Source organism: Martinezella sp. CNPSo 3795 (assembly GCF_057784475.1).
The window spans coordinates 37,695-55,933 of sequence record NZ_JBXSOQ010000003.1; the positions used below are offsets into that span (position 1 = coordinate 37,695).

General features: G+C 59.3%; 17 protein-coding genes. 2 read left to right on the forward strand and 15 right to left on the reverse strand.

The window, feature by feature from the left end; genetic code table 11:
* Window positions 1–93: 93 nt before the first annotated feature.
* The 4 genes from AC13QY_RS09825 to AC13QY_RS09840 form a co-directional block, all read right to left on the reverse strand.
* Entirely contained in the window at window positions 94–435 is a 342-nt protein-coding gene (locus AC13QY_RS09825; RefSeq protein WP_095435347.1) for a hypothetical protein, read from the reverse strand.
* Window positions 436–682: 247 nt separating this feature from the next.
* Entirely contained in the window at window positions 683–988 is a 306-nt protein-coding gene (locus tag AC13QY_RS09830; RefSeq protein WP_069612602.1) for a hypothetical protein, read from the reverse strand.
* Between the two features lie 178 nt (window positions 989–1,166).
* A complete protein-coding gene (locus AC13QY_RS09835; RefSeq protein ID WP_113351890.1) occupies window positions 1,167–1,592 on the reverse strand; it encodes a secondary thiamine-phosphate synthase enzyme YjbQ in 426 nt (141 codons plus the stop codon).
* An 82-nt stretch (window positions 1,593–1,674) separates the two neighbouring features.
* Window positions 1,675–2,028 carry a DUF1428 domain-containing protein gene (locus AC13QY_RS09840; protein ID WP_113351889.1) on the reverse strand — a complete coding sequence of 118 codons (354 nt, stop codon included), beginning with the start codon at window positions 2,026–2,028 and terminating at the stop codon, window positions 1,675–1,677.
* Window positions 2,029–2,172: 144 nt separating this feature from the next.
* Here AC13QY_RS09840 and AC13QY_RS09845 point away from each other — a divergent pair, with 144 nt between their 5' ends.
* A complete protein-coding gene (locus tag AC13QY_RS09845; protein ID WP_113352045.1) occupies window positions 2,173–2,565 on the forward strand; it encodes a GNAT family N-acetyltransferase in 393 nt (130 codons plus the stop codon).
* A gap of 14 nt (window positions 2,566–2,579) precedes the next feature.
* Here the strand turns inward: AC13QY_RS09845 and AC13QY_RS09850 are convergent, their stop codons facing one another.
* The 10 genes from AC13QY_RS09850 to AC13QY_RS09895 all read right to left on the reverse strand — a co-directional run bounded on the left by AC13QY_RS09850 (window position 2,580) and on the right by AC13QY_RS09895 (window position 15,282).
* Window positions 2,580–3,506, reverse strand: a complete 927-nt coding sequence (locus tag AC13QY_RS09850; protein WP_113351888.1) for a LysR substrate-binding domain-containing protein — start codon at window positions 3,504–3,506, stop codon at window positions 2,580–2,582.
* A gap of 288 nt (window positions 3,507–3,794) precedes the next feature.
* Window positions 3,795–5,024, reverse strand: a complete 1,230-nt coding sequence (locus AC13QY_RS09855) for an MFS transporter (protein ID WP_113351887.1) — start codon at window positions 5,022–5,024, stop codon at window positions 3,795–3,797.
* Between the two features lie 94 nt (window positions 5,025–5,118).
* Window positions 5,119–5,850, reverse strand: a complete 732-nt coding sequence (locus AC13QY_RS09860) for a B3/B4 domain-containing protein (RefSeq protein WP_269244957.1) — start codon at window positions 5,848–5,850, stop codon at window positions 5,119–5,121.
* An 81-nt stretch (window positions 5,851–5,931) separates the two neighbouring features.
* Entirely contained in the window at window positions 5,932–6,738 is an 807-nt protein-coding gene (locus AC13QY_RS09865) for an AraC family transcriptional regulator (RefSeq protein ID WP_145632501.1), read from the reverse strand.
* 92 nt (window positions 6,739–6,830) lie between these two features.
* A complete protein-coding gene (locus AC13QY_RS09870) occupies window positions 6,831–7,808 on the reverse strand; it encodes a DMT family transporter (RefSeq protein ID WP_145632498.1) in 978 nt (325 codons plus the stop codon).
* 144 nt (window positions 7,809–7,952) lie between these two features.
* On the reverse strand, window positions 7,953–9,386 hold the full coding sequence (locus tag AC13QY_RS09875) for a DUF930 domain-containing protein (protein WP_269244958.1): 1,434 nt from the start codon (window positions 9,384–9,386) through the stop codon (window positions 7,953–7,955).
* A 235-nt stretch (window positions 9,387–9,621) separates the two neighbouring features.
* Window positions 9,622–10,422, reverse strand: a complete 801-nt coding sequence (locus AC13QY_RS09880) for an APH(3')-II family aminoglycoside O-phosphotransferase (RefSeq protein WP_488493413.1) — start codon at window positions 10,420–10,422, stop codon at window positions 9,622–9,624.
* 101 nt (window positions 10,423–10,523) lie between these two features.
* Complete coding sequence (rpoD, locus tag AC13QY_RS09885; protein ID WP_145316597.1) at window positions 10,524–12,584, reverse strand: RNA polymerase sigma factor RpoD; 2,061 nt, start codon at window positions 12,582–12,584, stop codon at window positions 10,524–10,526.
* A 451-nt stretch (window positions 12,585–13,035) separates the two neighbouring features.
* On the reverse strand, window positions 13,036–14,073 hold the full coding sequence (gene tdh, locus AC13QY_RS09890; protein ID WP_459455812.1) for an L-threonine 3-dehydrogenase: 1,038 nt from the start codon (window positions 14,071–14,073) through the stop codon (window positions 13,036–13,038).
* A 21-nt stretch (window positions 14,074–14,094) separates the two neighbouring features.
* A complete protein-coding gene (locus AC13QY_RS09895) occupies window positions 14,095–15,282 on the reverse strand; it encodes a glycine C-acetyltransferase (RefSeq protein WP_488493414.1) in 1,188 nt (395 codons plus the stop codon).
* 262 nt (window positions 15,283–15,544) lie between these two features.
* Here AC13QY_RS09895 and AC13QY_RS09900 point away from each other — a divergent pair, with 262 nt between their 5' ends.
* On the forward strand, window positions 15,545–16,315 hold the full coding sequence (locus AC13QY_RS09900) for an SDR family oxidoreductase (protein WP_488493415.1): 771 nt from the start codon (window positions 15,545–15,547) through the stop codon (window positions 16,313–16,315).
* A gap of 39 nt (window positions 16,316–16,354) precedes the next feature.
* On the opposite strand, the gene recQ is transcribed toward AC13QY_RS09900, so the two are convergent.
* Window positions 16,355–18,235, reverse strand: coding sequence for a DNA helicase RecQ (gene recQ, locus AC13QY_RS09905; protein WP_488493416.1), 1,881 nt, complete (start codon window positions 18,233–18,235; stop codon window positions 16,355–16,357).
* Window positions 18,236–18,239: the final 4 nt, after the last annotated feature.

The following is an 18,239-nucleotide window of genomic DNA, read 5'->3' on the forward strand; positions in this document are numbered from 1 at the left end:
TCGGAGCGAGCAAAGGGCGGTTCCGCGGCCCCCGCCAAAAAGGCGAAAAGGTTAGAGAGTGAAAACGGGCGCCTCGTGCGCCCGTTTTGCTTGTCAGCGGCCCAGGAGCGGGCAGCCGCGAACATTGGCAAACATCATCGTATCCGGACCGCGGCGGCCGAAACCGTCGACGACGACGCGACGCGGCGTCACATCCACGACACGGGCGCGACGCAGGCCATAGCTGCGGGCAACGTCCACGGCCTGGCGAGGATCGCAGCCACGGCGGTCAAAACGCGGCGGCGGCGGACGGTCATAATCCGGCGGTGGCGGGCGATGACGGCCCGGATTGACATAGATATCCACACCCTGTGCGGAGGCAAAATCCGCCGTGCCCGACAGGGCGGTCACTGCGACGCAGGCGGCGACTCCCAATTTTGCCAGCATTTGTTTCATTATATTCTCCATGAAGCAGAGGGCTTCTTTCTCACGCCTGCAATATTTGCTGAGCGAGTGCCCAAGAGGTAACGGCGCTATGCTGAATGAGCTCAGAATCAGCCATTCATCCATTATTCAGCTACATTGAACGCTAAAGGGAAACCAGATGGCCGATAATAGCACAACATAAAAAATAAAGCCGCCTCCCCTTCGGAGGCGACTTCGAATCCATCGAATAGATGTGGAAAACTTGAGAGCGCTGCGATTAGCGACGGATCAGCGGGCAACCCGGTGCGTTGGCGAAGACAACCCGATCCGGACCACGGCGGCCGAAACCTTCAACAACGACGCGGCGCGGCGTGACATTGTCGATGCGGGCGCGGCGCAGACCCATGTCCCGTGCTTTCTCGACGGCGAGGCGCGGCGAGCACATGCGACCGCGCGGGTGGTCATAGCGAGCCTGCTGAATACCGGGATGGAAGTCGTTGGCGGAGGCCGTGACGACCGTTGCGGACATGGCGCCGAGCGCGATGAGAGCTGCAATACCTGCCTTGGCGAAAAGATTGGTCATGGTGTTTCTCCTTCAAATCCTTGCTGCGGATCGTTGCAATCCCATTATTGGCCTCGCCATCGGCAATGCCTCGGGATTGGGGCCACGTTAGGTCAGCCAAGCTGAACCGAACACGAATTGGCCGTTCAGATTGTATTCACGACGGTTAACAATCTATTGACGCAATAAGGAGCGCGGCTCAGGCGGAAAAATGCAGCACGATTTCGCGCCGATGCGGCCGGTCGCGATGCTCGAAAAGGTAGATGCCCTGCCAGGTGCCGAGCGCCAGCCGACCGTGCGTCACCGGAATGCCGATCGAGACCTGCATCAGTGCGGCTTTGATATGCGCCGGCATATCGTCCGGCCCCTCCATCGTGTGCACGATCCAGCGCATCGAAGGATCCGAGGATGGCGGCACGAGCCGGCTGAAGAAGGCCTTGAGATCGGTCTTCACATCGGGATCGGCATTTTCCTGGATCAGGAGGGAACAGGAGGTGTGGCGGACGAAGACGGTCAGAAGCCCCTCACCGCCGCCTGCAGCGGTGCGGACGAATTCCGCCACCTGATCGGTAAATTCATAGAGCCCCTGGCCATGAGTCGAAAGCGTGATCACTGTTTGCGGCATGGCATCCTCCGGGCATGGCGATAGCGATCCGCATCAGGTCGGGCGAGTGGCCGGAATGTCAAGCCCGGCCACCGCGTTGAGCCTATAGCGAGATGATGATGTTGAAACCACCATAGATCAGGCGTTTGCCGTCAAAGGGCATGTTTTGCATGTCATCCTTCAAACGCGGGTCGGCCATGACCTTCGCCAATACTGTGTCGCGGCTCTCTCGCGATTCGTAGGTGATCCATGAGAACACAACGACCTCGTCTTCCTTCGCCTGCACGGCACGCGGGAAAGAAGTAAGTTCGCCATACGGTACGTCGTCGCCTATGGCCTCGACATAGCTGAGCGCGCCATGCTCCCGCCAGACATCGCCGGCCCTGCCCGCCTGCGCCTTGTATGCTTCAATCTTGTCTTTCGGCACGGCAAGGATGAAGCCATCGACATAGGACATTTCTGCCTCCTCTGTTCTATGTTCACCTTTGAAAGACGGTTGACGGCAATCAGATCCGACATTGGCGGCAGATATTTTTCGCACGCCTGCCGGTTGGTCGGAAACGGCCGCGAATTCGCTGAACGATCCCGCGGAGGGACGCCTATGACGATAGAATACCAGAATGATCCCAAGCTCAAAAATGAGGTGCTCAATGCCCTATGGGCAACCGCATGGGGCAGCTCCTCCCCTCGGGATTTCCAGCCCATTCTCGCCAGAAACCTCGCGCATGTAGGCGCATTCGCGGCTGCAAGACTGGTGGGCTTCGTCAATGTCGCGTGGGATGGCGGCATTCATGCCTTCATTCTCGACACCTGCGTCGATCCGGAATTTCGGCGAAGAGGTATCGCAAGCGCTCTGGTCGAGCGGGCGAAAACCCTGGCCGGCGAACGTGGCGCGGAATGGCTGCATGTCGATTTCGAACCGCATCTCACCGGCTTTTATCGAGGGCTCGGTTTTGTTCCCACTGAGGCCGGCCTCATTCGGCTGCGCGATTAACAGACCATCACCCGCTAGCCCGGCGAATGAGCTTGCGAGAGCAGCCAGTTGCGAAACAGGGCCGCAGCCGGATTCACCAGGGCATTCGGCGGATAGACCAGACTATAGCTGACAGCAGCCGGCTGCACCTCGACGAAGCATCTGACTAGCTTTTTTTCGGCGAGGTCGCGTGCCACCAGCGAGCTTCGCACCAGGGCGAAGCCGCGGCCCCGCCGGCAGGCCTCCAGCATTTCGGCGAAAGAATCGAACAGGAGAGCCTCCTCGACCGCCCGAGCGATGTCGAAATGCGGTTTTGCCTCATCATCCAACCCGCTGGTAATTTGCTCGTGCCAACGCTGCCAATCCAGAATTGTGTGCCGCATGCCGGAGTAACGCAAAAGCGGAGCGGCCCTTATAGCCCAGCGCGGCGGCAGTCGTTTGGACAGTTCCGGCGAACTGACGACGAACTCCTCGTCAGTCAACAGTTCTTCATGCGTAAGACCGGCATCGGCACGGCCGAGCCAGACGGCAAGATCGGTGCCATCAGGCTGAAAATCCGGGCGCTGGTAGCCGACGGCCAGCTTCACCTCGATGTCCGGATAGCGCTGGCAGAAATCCGGCAGCCGCGCCGCCAGCCACTGGCTGGAAAACTCCGGCGAGACGGATATCGCGACGCTGCGAACCGAAATACTTGCGCGCGCCTGGTACAAGGCGGTTTCCAGCTCGACGATCACGCTTGAAATTGCGGCGTGCAGGCGCGCACCCAACGGCGTCAGCCGCGCCCCATTTCGGCCTCGGTCGAACAGGCGCCCGCCGATCCATCCTTCCAGCTGTGCAAGCTGATGGCTGACGGCGGTCTGTGTCTGCCCTATACGCTCCGCGGCTCGGCCGAAGCCGCCGGTCTCGGCAATGGCACAGAATGTCTGGAGTACCGACAGCGGTGGCAGCGGCCTCTTTCCCATGAAAATTCCTCATGCTTTACAGCCTGAGGATTCATTATACATCACTATATTCTAAGCGCATCTATCTATTGGCTAGGCACTTCGAGGTCGTAGATATATGAACATTCTTCATATTATAAGCTGGAGAGTATGCGCCGTCCAACTCCTGACCCGACGAGGGGGCATGGAATGGCGATCGTATAAGGAAAATGCCCGGAAGCGAGATATGCTACCTCAGGCAAACCAACATCTATTGCGGGATATCGGGCTAAGCGACCTTGCGGAAAAGCAATCCAATGATGGACGTCGCTAGCCTTTGAGCGTCTTCACTCTGGTCAGGTCCGGAAAGAGGCGCATCCAGAGCACAACCACCACAATGGTCCCGACGCCACCGACGATGCCGGTGAGGACAGGCCCAAGCGCAGTGGCAAGCATGCCGGACTCGAATTCACCGAGCTGATTGGAGGTGCCGATAAAAAGCGAATTCACGGCATTGACGCGGCCGCGCATGGCATCCGGCGTCAGGAGCTGCACGAGCGAGCTGCGCACGACGACGCTGACCGTATCCGAAGCGCCGACGACGAAGAGCGCTGCGACCGAAAGGATGATATTGCTCGACAGCGAAAAGACGATGGTGGCGACCCCAAAGACGAGCACGGCAAACAGCATCTTCTTGCCGACATCGCTCTGCAGCGGCCGGCGTGCCAGCCAGATCGACATAATGAGCGCACCGATGGCCGGCGCGGCGCGCAGCAGGCCAAGTCCCCATGGCCCGGCATGCAGAATATCCCGCGCAAACATCGGCAGCAGCGCCGTCGCGCCCCCAAGCAGCACCGCGAAGAGATCGAGCGAGATCGTCCCCAGCATGACCGGCCGGCTCTTGATGAAGGAGACGCCGGCAAAGACGGAGCTCAGCGTCACCGGCTCGCGCGACGACGGCTGCTCGCGTTCGACCCGGATCGAGATAACGTTGATGCTGGCGATGACATACAGCGCAGCCGAAACGGCAAACGGCGCAACGGGGCTGACGCCATAAAGCAGACCGCCGAGCGACGGCCCGATGATAAAGGCGGTCTGCATCATCGAGGTGGAGGTCGCGATGGCAACCTGCAGCAGCGACGACGGCACAATATTGGGCAAAAGCGCCGCCATGGTCGGGCGTTCGAAGGCCGTCGCCGCACCCATGATGGCAACGGCGGCTAGAATACCGGCAGGTCCTATCCAATGAAACCAGACAGCTATGGCAAGAACCATTGCGGTCAGCGCCTCGATGATCTGGCAGGCAAGGCCGATGCGGCGGCGGTCGAACCGATCGGCGACATGCCCGACGACGAAGGTCAGGATGACCATCGGCAGAAACTGGCAGAAGCCGACGAGGCCGAGGAAAAAAGCGCTATGGGTCTGATCGTAGATCATCCAGCCCATGGCGACCGTGACAGACTGAAAGCCTATCGAGGAAAAGACACGCGACGCAGCGAATGAACGATAGCCGGGGTGACCGAGCACGCTTGGCCGGTCTTGAGTCTGCAGGGTATCCATGAGCCTTCTTAGTCTGCCGCCACGGACGCTTGCAGACATGCTTCTCGACAGTCGGAAATTCTACAGTCCCTGCTCTGCCTGAACGCGCCTTCTGTCAATCTCGTTTTTGCTGCAGTTGCAAATTCATCGCGGCCGATAGATCAAATCGCGGTGATGACAGGCTGAGGAGGCCCTGCGTGGCCTCGATCGACCAGATGGCGGTCAACTCCGACGCAATCGCATCGATCAGCTTCGGAACATCGCTGCCTGCCGATTCGTGCAGCGCCTCCGCGACAATCAACACCGCATGTGTATCATTGCGCACGGCGGACAAACCACTCTGGCGATTGGTCCAGCGCCGGGCATGCGCCCGTCCTGCTCCATCGGCAAAGATCACTTCTCTGACTGCCGGATGCTCTATTTCGCCGGAAAAGGTCAAATAGGTTTCGCTGCCGCTCGCATGCCGCACTTCGAGATCGCCAGAGATTTTCGCAAGATCAAACACAGCAACGGGAATTGCGAAAGCGATCGAGATGGCATTGCAAAGATCGACGAGCGGGTGCAGCCGCGGCAACGACCCTTCCTGGCGAAATCGGCGCAGCAGCGCTTCGGATGCGCACCGATATTGTGTCGGCTTCAAGCCCATTTTGGAGAAAGCACGACGCCACACCTGGATTTCAGCCATCTCGCCTTCGGGACCTTGTTTTAGCCGGTCTGCGGCAATCGCATGATATTTGGCCATCCGATCTTCGACATCAACGGTCGAGGTGATCCCTTCGGCAAACAACACGCCGGGAACCAGCTCGGGAAACTCACTCCAAATCTCGTTCGAATGGCGGAAAAACATGGCACCTCCTGATAGGCATCTGCTTGGCGCAGCAGGAAACCTCGCCGCTGTCCTCCGGTCTTGAATAAAATTGCAGAAGCTTCAGCCGATCGCCGCCGCATAGGCGCCGGGCGAGACGCCGAAATTGCGGACGAAGAGGCGCGTCATATGGCTCTGATCGGAAAAACCGCTGGCAAAGGTCGCTTCGGCTAAGGACATGCCCACCGCAATCAGTCGGCGCGCTTTATGAATCCGGCGCTGCATGAGGTAAGCATGCGGCGTCAGCCCCGTCGCCTTGGTGAAGGCCCGCAGGAAACGAAATTGGCTTAGACCGCACAACTCCGCAAGCTCGGCAAGGGTCAGGGGAGCGGCTGGATCGTCATCGATCAGCTCGCGCGCCTTTTTGATATCAGTGGAAATGGCATCTTCACGCAAGGCACCGGATCCCTCACGCATCACAGCGGCGATGAGCGACAGCAGCAGGCCATCCCGCAGGAGAACATTTTCAGCCGCATCCTTGACCAGAAGCGAAAACAGGCTTCTGAAATGCCCAGCCATCTCCCCGTCGCGGATGACAGGCGACGGGAATTCCACCACACCGAACCTACCCTCGCCGACATCGCGCAACAGATCGCCGATCAGCCGGGGATCGAAATAGAGCATGGACCACGCGCGGCTTTGGCCGATGGGCATGCCGTCATGCACCTCGTTCGGGTTGACGCTGATGACGTCGCCGGCCTCTGCCTGCACCACCCCTCGCCCGCTAAGCGACCTCTGCGCACCGGCCTCGATGACACCGATGCCGAATTGGTCATGCGTGTGCTTTGGGAAGCTATGGCCGGTTTCGGCTCGGACTGCCTCGATGCCGGCAAGGCGAGAGCGGTATATCCTGAATTGACCGGACTTCATCGCTGGTGCCTCTCATCCCGCCTATTCGCTCTATCAGCTAAGGCGTCCCATATGAGCGACAATGTCGCGTACCCGCAATCGGGACACAAGACTTAAACGCCGCCTGCAGCCTTGTCTTCCTCCGCCGTCACCAATGCGGCCTGCGTATTGCCGGCAACCGCCGTCGGCAGCGGCGTGCCGCGCTTGCGCTCCCGCGCCAATGTCAGCAGGCCGGAAAAGATGATGAGGACGATGCCGACGGCCATCGGCATATCGATGCTGTCGTTGAACAACAGGTAGCCAAAGGCGATCGCCCAGAGCATCTGACTATATTGCGGCGGCGCAACCAGATTGGCAGGCGCCATCTGCGCAGCCGTCAAGAGCAGGACACTGCCGCACGCGCCAAGCAGGCCGTAGCTCGCGAGGAATATCCATTGCGTCGGCGTGGGCATGGTGACTTCGGAGAGCATGAGGAGGCCGCTGACGATAAGCGTTCCGAAAAGGCCTGCCCCATAGAGCGAGATGCGCTTCTCCTTTGAACCGAGCGCGCGGTTGATGACGATGGAGATGGCCGCCGCAAGGCCACCGATTGCCGCGCAAAGGTGCCCGACCGAGAGCTCGCGAAAACCCGGACGCAGGACGATCAACACGCCGACGAAACCGAGAATGACCGCCGTCCAGCGCTGCCAGCGCACATCCTCCTTGAGAAAAATCACAGAGAGAATGGTGACAAAGGACGGCAGCAGAAACAGCAGCGCAAAGGCTTCCGCCATTGGCAGTTTGGTGAAGGCAACGACGGAGCAGATGGCGCCCGCCGCGCCGCAGACGAAGCGCAGCAGCCACAAGGGACGGTTTGACGTCCGCACCATATCGAGCCACTCGTCTTCCCGCTTCTTCAGGAAAGGTATGGCGGCAAAGCCGAACAGCGCACCGATGAACGCGACCTGATAGGAAGGGATCGTCCCGTGAAGGATCTTGATCGACGCATCGCTGAAGGCGAAGACTGCATAGGACGCGAATGCCACGAGGACACCACGCAGGGCGGAGCGGCCCGCTGCCGCAGAACTGGAATCGGCTGTAATCGAGGACATTGGAATCTTGAGAAAAGGGCGATGGAAGAACACTGAATCAGTGGGATGCAGGCAATTGTATGATGAAATGGAGTGGATTTCGATTGGGGTGGGGATAAACTATTGTTTCAGCCGGACGTGGGGAGCGAGTACGCTTCTCTGGGTTCAATTGCTTAGAAAGCGTGCTTGATCCATTTGGCTCGGGGAAATGCGTCCCCTGTCCGTGTAGGAAAAAGCGATAACCTTTAGCGCATCGTCATCCACTTCACAGGTGAATGCAACTCTCCGCCAGCCATTGGGCGTCTGAACCGCGACCCCATCGCCAAACAAGCTAACATCAGAGAGCATCGCCGAGGACAGCGCGGAGTTATTATACCCTACCGCACCGAGATCATGACGAAACTGCAACAGCTCCTCAGAATTGCAGAGATATCGTACCCGATCACGCCGTGGCAGTTTCTTCCAAGCGTCATATTCACTCTTCGACAGACGGGCCATCTCCGCACCCGAATAAAGCTTCTTCGCCTGAACGGCTCGCTTCGGCACAAGTGATTTAGGCCGCGGTGGCTCGGTGACCAACGCGGTGCCACTCGTCGGATCGCCTTGACTGGAAACAGACTGGCCTTGAGCACTCTGCTGTGCCGGCGATGGCCTGACCGCCGGAACGACAATCTGCAGCGAGTCTTTCGCCTCATCCTTGGCCTGCCCGGCCGGAGCCTGCTGCTGCGGATCGGATGACGGCGCTTGTGCCTGCGGATTATTCTGATCTACCGCTGGCACCTGCGGTTGTTGCACCTGCGAATCCGAAGGCTCGTTGGTCGCCAGGATATTGGGTGCGGTAGACGAAGCCGGGGCGTTCGAATCGCTCGCCGGCGGCTGCGCCGCGTTTGCTTGCTGATCCTTGGCGTCAACTTGCGGCTGGGCCTGTTGGGCGGCCTGGGCTTCAGCCTTGGCTTGAGCTTCGGCTTGCGCAGCTGCAGCAGCCTGTTGCTCAGCTGCATTGTTGTTTGGCCGCGTCGGGGGTGTATCGTCTTTCGACTGTTCTGAAGCATCCGCCTGCTGCGTGGTCGTCGGATCCTTCTGATCGCCCTTCATGTCCGGAAGCGGCGTTTCGGTCGCAGAAGGCTGCTGTTCCGCTTTCTCAACAGGCTTCTCAGCGCCGGGATCATCAGGTTTGGGCTCAGACTTCGCCTGCTCTACCGGCTTATCAGCCTTGGCCTCGTCAGGCTTGGATGCAGGCTTCTCTGCCTGCTTCTTGCCCTCAGGGTTGGATTGCTTTGGCGGCTGTTCGTCCGCCTTCTTTCCCTCCGGCTGCTGCGGCTCCTGTTGAGCGTCCGCCGTCTGTTCTGCCGGCTTCTCGTCAGGTCTTGGCGTCGGTTTGGGAGGCTGGTCGGGCTTCTCATTCGCCTTCGTCGCCAGTTCCTGTTTTTCCTCCTGCTGCGGCACCAGCTCGACATTGACGCTCTGCTCGGGCTTCGCCTCTGGCGGCGCGGGAAACAGCGGCAGCAAAAAGAGCGCGACAAACAGGACGTGCAGAAGGATCGACAGGACAAAGCCCGGCCTTATCTCCCTATCCCGTTTTTCCGCGCCCTTTTCCATCGTTCAGCCGAGGACTCGCGCAGAGAAAGCAATCAAGAGGAAATTGCGCATCGATTCATTCGATCCTTGCTGGCAAACAGATCAGAAGACTTTTCGGTCGCTGACATATGGTACCCGACCACACGCCGGGAAAGAGGTATCGGCCGAAATCGAACTTGTCAGGCATCTGCGCGATCCGCAATGGCGCAAAAACAAACCTGCGTGATCGCGCAGCGCGGGATAGTCGCATCTCCCGCTAGAAGAACTCATCCAGTAGCCGATAATAGGCCATCTTTTCGGCCTGCGGTTCAAAATCGCCATAGGCTTTCAAAAACTCGCCAACCAATTCCTGTCCGAAATTGTGCTCGACGCTACCGCAGGCCAGCGCGATATCCTGATGGCGATCAGCCGCGCCGAGGCGGCCGCAATCGATATAACCGCTGAATCTATCGCCATCGACTACGAAATTCGGAAGGCAGGCATCGCCATGGGTGACGACAAGATCCTCCGTCGACGGTCTCTTGGCCTGAAGTTCGCGGAAAAGATCCGCCGCCGACCTTCCGAGCCGGGCCTCATCAAAGTCGTCCTCATCGACGCGGCCGGCAAGCAAGTGTGCCCATGCCGTGCCGATCCTGTTCTCCAGCCGATGATCGAACGGGCAGGCCGCGATATCGACTGAGTGCAATCGCCGCAAGGCACCCGCAAAAAGCCGCACCCGCTCAAGCGGCTGTAACCACTCGGCGCTGACGAAATCGCTGCCGGGAAGAGCACTCATCAAAAGCCATTCGCGTTCGCCGTCCTTCTCATGGGCAATGATATCAGGGCACGCAAAGCCCCGCGAGGCCAGCCATCGCAGCCTGGCAACCTCGCCGGCCAATTCACCCAAGGGGTCGGTCACCTCAGTCTTGAGATAAACAGGCGCGCGTCCATCGGCCTCAAGCCGGAAGACATGGGCCGAAGAACGCCCGAGCGCATCCTGCCGCCATTCATATCCAGCCAACGCATCGCGTAGCCGCACTGGGATGGCTGTTTCCATGAATTGCGGCTTGCTCGCCATGATCACCCTCTTTGAGCCCGATATCACCAATGAAAAGCCCGGCTCGCTCTCGCGAACCGGGCCTGGCTTTGTAAACTGCCGATGTCGGCTTGCGCCAGACCTCAACTGTCGAGGAAGCTTCTGAGCTTGCGGCTGCGGCTCGGATGCTTGAGCTTGCGCAAAGCCTTGGCTTCGATCTGGCGGATACGTTCGCGCGTGACCGAGAACTGCTGGCCGACTTCTTCGAGCGTGTGGTCGGTGTTCATGCCGATGCCAAAGCGCATGCGCAGTACGCGCTCTTCGCGCGGCGTCAGCGATGCCAGAACGCGGGTCGTCGTTTCGCGCAGGTTCGCCTGAATGGCGGCGTCGATCGGCAGAAGCGCGTTCTTGTCCTCGATGAAATCGCCGAGATGCGAATCTTCTTCGTCACCCACCGGGGTTTCGAGCGAGATCGGCTCCTTGGCGATCTTCAGAACCTTGCGCACCTTTTCGAGCGGCATGGCAAGCTTTTCGGCCAATTCTTCCGGCGTCGGCTCGCGGCCGATTTCGTGCAGCATCTGGCGCGACGTGCGGACGATCTTGTTGATCGTTTCGATCATGTGCACCGGAATGCGGATCGTGCGCGCCTGGTCGGCGATCGAGCGGGTGATCGCCTGGCGAATCCACCAGGTGGCGTAGGTCGAGAACTTGTAGCCGCGGCGATATTCGAACTTGTCGACCGCCTTCATCAGGCCGATATTGCCTTCCTGAATGAGGTCGAGGAACTGCAGACCGCGGTTCGTGTACTTCTTGGCGATGGAGATGACGAGGCGCAGGTTGGCTTCGACCATTTCCTTCTTGGCGATGCGCGCTTCGCGCTCGCCCTTCTGCACCATGTGAACGATACGGCGGAATTCCGAGATCGAGATACCGGTTTCGGTCGCAAGGTTCTGGATTTCCTGACGAATGTCGCGGATCGTCGTGTTTTCGCTCTTGGCGAATTCCTTCCAGCCGCGCGCGGCCAGATTGCCGATCGACTTCATCCAGTTCGGATCGAGCTCGGCACCCTGATACTGCTCCAGGAACGAGTCGCGCTTGACGCCATAGGATTCGGCCAGACGCAGCAAGCGACCTTCGTTCTGAACGAGACGCTTGTTGATGTCGTAGAGCTGCTCGACGAGGGCGTCGATGCGGTTCTGGTTCAGCGACAGAGACTTGACCGACTTGACCAGCTCATCCTTGAGTTCCTTGTAGCGGCGTTCCTGGGCGGAGGACAGCGTGCCGGAAGCCGACAGGCGCTGCTCAACCTGCTGGTCCTGCAGCTTGCGCAGCTTCTTGTAGGTTTCAGCGATGATGTCGAGCGTCGTCATGACCTGCGGGCGAAGCTCGGCTTCCATCGCGGCGAGGGAGAGGTTGGATTCGTCCTCGTCCTCTTCCTCCTCCTCGATCGGAAGGCCTTCGCCGCCGACATTGGTGATGTCGTCGTCGCCGGAGGGCGCGCGGCCGCGGCGTGCCTTTTCCTTTTCTTCGGCAGCCTTGCGGTCAGCCTCGATCTTCTCGGGGCTCTGGAACTGCGGCGCAGCCTTGGCCTCCGGACCGGAATAGGTGGTTTCGAGATCGATGATCTCGCGCAGCAGCGTCGTGCCTTCGTTGAGTTCGTCGCGCCAAATAATCAGCGCCTGGAACGTCAACGGGCTCTCACAGAGGCCACCGATCATGGTTTCGCGACCGGCTTCGATGCGCTTGGCAATCGCGATTTCGCCTTCGCGCGACAGAAGCTCGACGGAGCCCATTTCGCGCAGATACATGCGCACCGGGTCGTCCGTGCGGTCGGTCGGCTCTTTCTTCTTGGTGGTGGCGAGCGCAGAACCCGTGGAGGGAGCGAGTTCGCCGCCCTCGCTATCGTCATCGCCGCCGGCATCGTCGTCGTCGCTGGCCGCAGCGCCAGCCTCTTCGACGTCTTCGTCCTCAATGACGTTGATGCCCATGTCCGAAAGCATGGCCATCGTATCTTCGATCTGTTCGGACGTCACTTCCTCGGACGGAAGAACGGCGTTGAGCTCGTCCATCGTCACATAGCCGCGCTTCTTCGCGGCCTTGATCATCTTCTTGACCGCGTCGTCGGAAAGATCGAGAAGTGGGCCGTCGGAGGTGCCGTCGCGCTCGACTTCAGCTTCTTCGTTCTCTTTGACCTTTGTTGCCATCTTTATATCGTCGCTTTCCCTGACGCTGCAAACTTACACGCGGTGAAACAATCACACTGACTGGCGCGCCCTGCACCAGCCGCGACTCACCGACGAACACCTAACGGAATGACCTTTAATGCCCAATTAACCACGATCACCGCCACCGGAGTTGCAAAGCTGGATTGCGTTTGGATTTCCGGCCATGATATCAGGTGATCCGCTTGATCCAGTTTTACCGTTCTTTCCGAAGTCAAACGGTGATTCCCAGAATTTTAGTTCTCGTCAAGCTTTTCCAGCAAAAAAGCCCGTTAAATGCGCGAAAAAGCCTTATCCACAGGCTCCGCACGCAGCGATTTAATGTTTCCCGTATTTAGGAAGTCCCCACGCGATGACAAGAGCATTCTGAGCAAAGCCTCACATTTCCAGCATCGGCAGGTATTACCGAGGCCGGAAGTGTGTCCGAATGGCATCAATTCCAGTCCATGACGACCTTGCCGGAATTGCCCGAGCGCATTGCTTCGAAACCATCGCGGAAATCATCGATGCCGATACGGTGAGTGATGACCGGCGATACATCGAGACCACCTTGCACGAAGGCGATCATCTTGTACCAGGTCTCGAACATCTCGCGGCCGTATATGCCCTTCAGGTTCAGCATCTTGAAGATGACCTTATTCCAGTCGATCTCGAAGCCTGCCGGGGCGATGCCGAGAATGGCGATCTTGCCGCCATTGTTCATCTTGTCGATCATGTCGCGAAAGGCGGGAGCCGCGCCCGACATTTCCAGCCCGACGTCGAAACCCTCCGTCATGCCAATGGACTTCATCACATCGGCAAGGTTTTCCTTGGATGCGTCGACGACATGGTCAATGCCGACCTTGCGGGCAAGCTCCAGCCTGGTGGGATTGATATCGGTGATGACGACCTTGCGCGCGCCGCAACGCTTGGCGACCATCGCCCCCATGATGCCGATCGGCCCCGCGCCGGTCACCAGCACATCCTCGCCGACCAGATCGAAGGAGAGCGCGGTGTGGACCGCATTGCCGAACGGGTCGAAAATTGCCGCGATCTCATCCGGAATGTCATCGGGAATCGGCACGACGTTGGATTCGGGAATGCAGACGAATTCGCCGAAGGAACCGGGGCGGTTGACGCCGACGCCGAGCGTGTTACGGCAGAGATGGCCCCTGCCCGCTCGGCAGTTGCGGCATTTGCCGCAAACGATATGACCTTCGCCCGAGACGCGCTCACCGACATGATATTTCGTCACGGCGGAACCGATCTCAGCGATCTCACCACAAAATTCATGGCCAACGACCATCGGCACGGGAATGGTTTTCTGTGCCCATTGATCCCAGTTCCAAATATGGACATCCGTGCCGCAGATCGCCGACTTTCTGACCCGTATCAGGACATCGTTCGGCCCGACCTCCGGAACCGGCACATGTTCCATCCACAGCCCGACCTCCGGCTTGGATTTGACCAACGCTTTCATCATGTTCGACATGATCGGTTCTCTCCAACCAATTCAAATGATTCCAAGTTCTTTTCCGGCTTCGGCAAAGGCTGCGATCGCCTTTTCGACATCGGCCTTCGAATGGGCGGCCGACATCTGCGTGCGGATGCGCGCCTGGCCCTTCGGCACCACGGGGAAGGAAAAGCCGATGACGTAGACGCCCTTCTGCAGCATGAGTGCCGCCATGTCCTGCGCGAGCTTTGCGTCGCCGAGCATGACGGGAATGATCGGATGATCGGCGCCGGCAAGCGTGAAGCCGAGCTTAGTCATCTCTCGGCGGAAGAGTTCGGCGTTGCCTTGAAGGCGCGCGCGCAGTTCGGCGCCGTTCTCGATCAAATCGAAGACTTTCAAGGAGGCTGCGGCGATGACAGGCGCCAAGGTGTTCGAGAAGAGATAGGGACGCGAACGCTGCCGAAGCCACTCAACGATCTCGCCCCTGGCGGAAGTATAACCGCCGGAGGCACCGCCGAGCGCCTTGCCGAGCGTGCCTGTGATGATATCCACCCGGCCTTCGACGCCGCAATATTCGGCCGATCCCCGGCCATGCTCGCCGACGAAGCCAACCGCATGGCTGTCATCGACCATAACCATGGCACCGTATTTTTCCGCCAGATCGCAAACGCCGCTGAGATTGGCGATGATACCGTCCATCGAGAAGACGCCGTCGGTCGCGATCAGCTTGAAGCGGCTGCCCTCGGCCTTCTTCAACTCCTCTTCCAAGGCAGCCATATCGTTGTTGGCATAGCGGAAACGCTTCGCCTTGGAGAGCCGGACGCCGTCGATGATCGAGGCATGATTCAGGGCATCCGAGATGATGGCATCCTCTTCCGACAGCAGCGTCTCGAACAATCCACCATTGGCATCGAAGCAAGAGGAATAGAGGATCGTCGCCTCCATGCCGAGGAAAGCCGAAATCCGCGCCTCGAGCTGCTTGTGCTCTTCCTGCGTGCCGCAGATGAAGCGAACCGAGGCCATGCCGTAGCCATAGCGATCGAGCGCTGCCTTCGCGGCCTCGGCAAGCTCCTCGTTGTCAGCAAGGCCGAGATAGTTGTTGGCGCAGAAATTGAGAACGCGCGCACCACCAAGCACGGCGATTTCGCCAGCCTGTTTGGAGGTGATAACGCGCTCGGCCTTATAGAGGCCGGCTTCTTTCAGGCCGAGAAGCTCGTTACGCAAATGGGATATGAACGCTGAAGTCATGGTCGCATTCCGATGCTGGTCAAAGGGCCTAATTCATCAAGGAATAACATAGGATCCGGCCTGTTGCTGCATCCGACAGCGGCAAAAATACGCAACGCCGTGACGTCCGCACGATAGGCGACAGTTTCGACAGGATCTGTCGAAACAGAGGGAAATCACGCAACTTTCCAGGCAGACCTCATGGGTGCCTATAACAAAAATTACTTGACTCAGTCCAATATTTTACAGCAGATTGGCATTACTCTGAAAATAAGGGAGAGCCATGAGCATATTCCATAGATTCTCCCTCGCAGGACGGGTTGCCTTCGTCACCGGAGGCGGACGTGGCTTGGGATTCGAGATGGCCCAGGCTCTCGCCGATGCTGGCGCTCACGTCATCATCAACGGACGAACCGCAGCCACACTCAACGTAGCCGTGGAAGCGATCCGAGCAAGAGACGGCTCGGCGGAAGCCGCAGCCTTCGATATTGCCGACCGCGAAGCACGGCGCACGGCGATCTACACCATCGAGAAAAGTCACGGCCGGCTCGACATACTGATTAACAACGTCGGTGCCCGCGACAGGCGCCCACTGGCCGACTTCGACGACGAGGCGATCCTCGCCCTGCTCAACACGGATCTCGCCGCCTCGATCATGCTCTCCCGCGACGCCGCGCGCCTGATGAAACGAAATAATCATGGGCGGCTGATCTCGGTCACTTCGATCAGCGGACAGGTCGTCATGCCGGGTGACTGTGTCTATCCCGCCGCCAAGCAGGGACTGACGGGCCTCATGCGCAGCATGGCTGTGGAATTTGGCCCTCACGGCATCACCAGCAATGCCATCGCGCCAGGCTGGTTCGCAACGGAAACCAATGCGGCCATGGTCGCGAACGAAGATCTGATCCCCATCGTGCGCCAACGCATCCCCGTTCAGCGCTGGGGACGTCCGGACGAGATTGCTGGCGCCGCGCTGTTCCTCGCCAGCGACGCTGCTTCTTTCGTCAATGGCCACGTCCTGACCGTCGATGGCGGCATGACCGTGCGCATGTAGTTGTCAAATCGTCTGGCCGGCACGCTCCGCTGCCAGAGATCAACGACTGATGAAATCCGAGATGACAGCAAGGAACGCATCGCCGTAGCGTTCGAGTTTTGACTGACCGACACCGGAAATATCGAGAAGCGCCTTATGGTTTTTCGGCCGCTCTGTCGCAAAGGCAATCAGCGTCGTATCCGGAAAAACGACGTAAGGCGGCACGCCCAACTCCTTGGCGATCCGGGTGCGCTCGGCCCGCAGCGCATCGAACAGCGCCTGTGCCTCGCCGGAAAGCCCGTGTGCCTGCTTCTCCGGTCGTCCCGCCTTCTTGCCGCGACGGCCCGTTTCGGGCCGATCCTTGCGGAAAAACACCTGCCGCTCGCGCTTGAAAACGGCCCTCGCCTGTTCCTGGAGCTTCATGGCACCGAAGGCCGTGTGGTCGATGCTGATAAAGCCGTTCGCCAATAATTGCCGGAAGATCGATTGCCATGTGCGAGAGGGAATATCCTTGCCTGCGCCGAAAACCGGCATATCGATGTGGCCGAAACGCTCGGTCTTCTCGTTGACCGTTCCCATCAGTACATCGATGACATGGCCGGTGCCGAAACGCTCGCCGGTGCGATAGACGGCAGCGAGCGCCTTGATCGCCGCTTCCGTTCCATCCCAGGTTTCCACGGGCTTCAAGCAGGTATCGCAATTGCCGCAACCACCGCCATGTGCCTCGCCGAAATGCGAAAGGATGGACTGCCGCCGGCAGCCGGCCGTCTCGCAGATCGCAAGCAGCGCATTGAGCTTCGCCCGCTCGACGCGCTTGATTTCCTCGGACGCGCCGCCTTCATCGATCATCCGGCCGCGCTGGATGACATCGGCCATGCCATAGGCCATCCAGACATTCGAGGAGAGGCCATCACGCCCGGCTCGTCCCGTCTCCTGATAATAGGCTTCCACTGAACCCGGCAGATCGAGATGGGCGACATAGCGCACATTCGGCTTGTCGATGCCCATGCCGAAGGCAACCGTCGCCACGAGGCACAGGTCTTCCTCTTTCAAGAAAGCATCCTGATTGGCATCGCGAAGCGCTCGATCCATGCCGGCATGATAGGGAAGTGCGCGGATGCCCTGCCCGTTCAGCCATTCTGCCGTATCCTCGACCTTGGCACGCGAGAGGCAATAAACAATGCCGCTATCGCCACGGTGCCTTTCGAGAAAACGCAGCAATTGCTGACGCGGCTGATCGCGCTCGACAATCTCGTAAGTGATATTCGGACGATCGAAGCTGGTGGTGAAAACCTTGGCATTGTCGAGAGCCAGCCGCTCGATAATGTCGTCGCGCGTGTGCGGATCGGCCGTTGCCGTCAGGGCGATGCGCGGGACGCCGGGAAAGAGCTCGGCAAGCCTGCCGAGATCGCGATATTCCGGCCTGAAATCATGCCCCCATTGCGAGACGCAATGCGCCTCGTCGATGGCGAAAAGCGCGATCTTCGCTCTGCCGAGCATCTGGCAGAAGCCTTCCGTCGCGATGCGTTCCGGCGTCACATAGAGCAGATCGAGCTTGCCGGCGGAAATAGCGCGATAAACATCACTGGCCTCCTCGCGCGACAGTGACGAATTCAAGGCGACCGCCCGAATGCCGAGCTGCTTCATCGCCTCCACCTGATCCCGCATCAGCGCAATCAGCGGCGAGACGACGATGCCGATACCATTGCGGCAGAGCGCGGGAATCTGGAAACACAGCGATTTGCCGGCACCGGTCGGAAACAGCACGACCGCATCGCCGCCGGAAACGACATGCTCGACCACTTGCTGCTGCTTGCCGCGAAAGGCGGAATAGCCATAAACGCGCTTCAGGACATCGAGCGGCGCTGGCGCACCGGTATGCTCGGCGAACAACGCGTCGTCTGCGGAAAATCGCGGCTCTTGTCTTTCAGGCTGAGGCATCTAT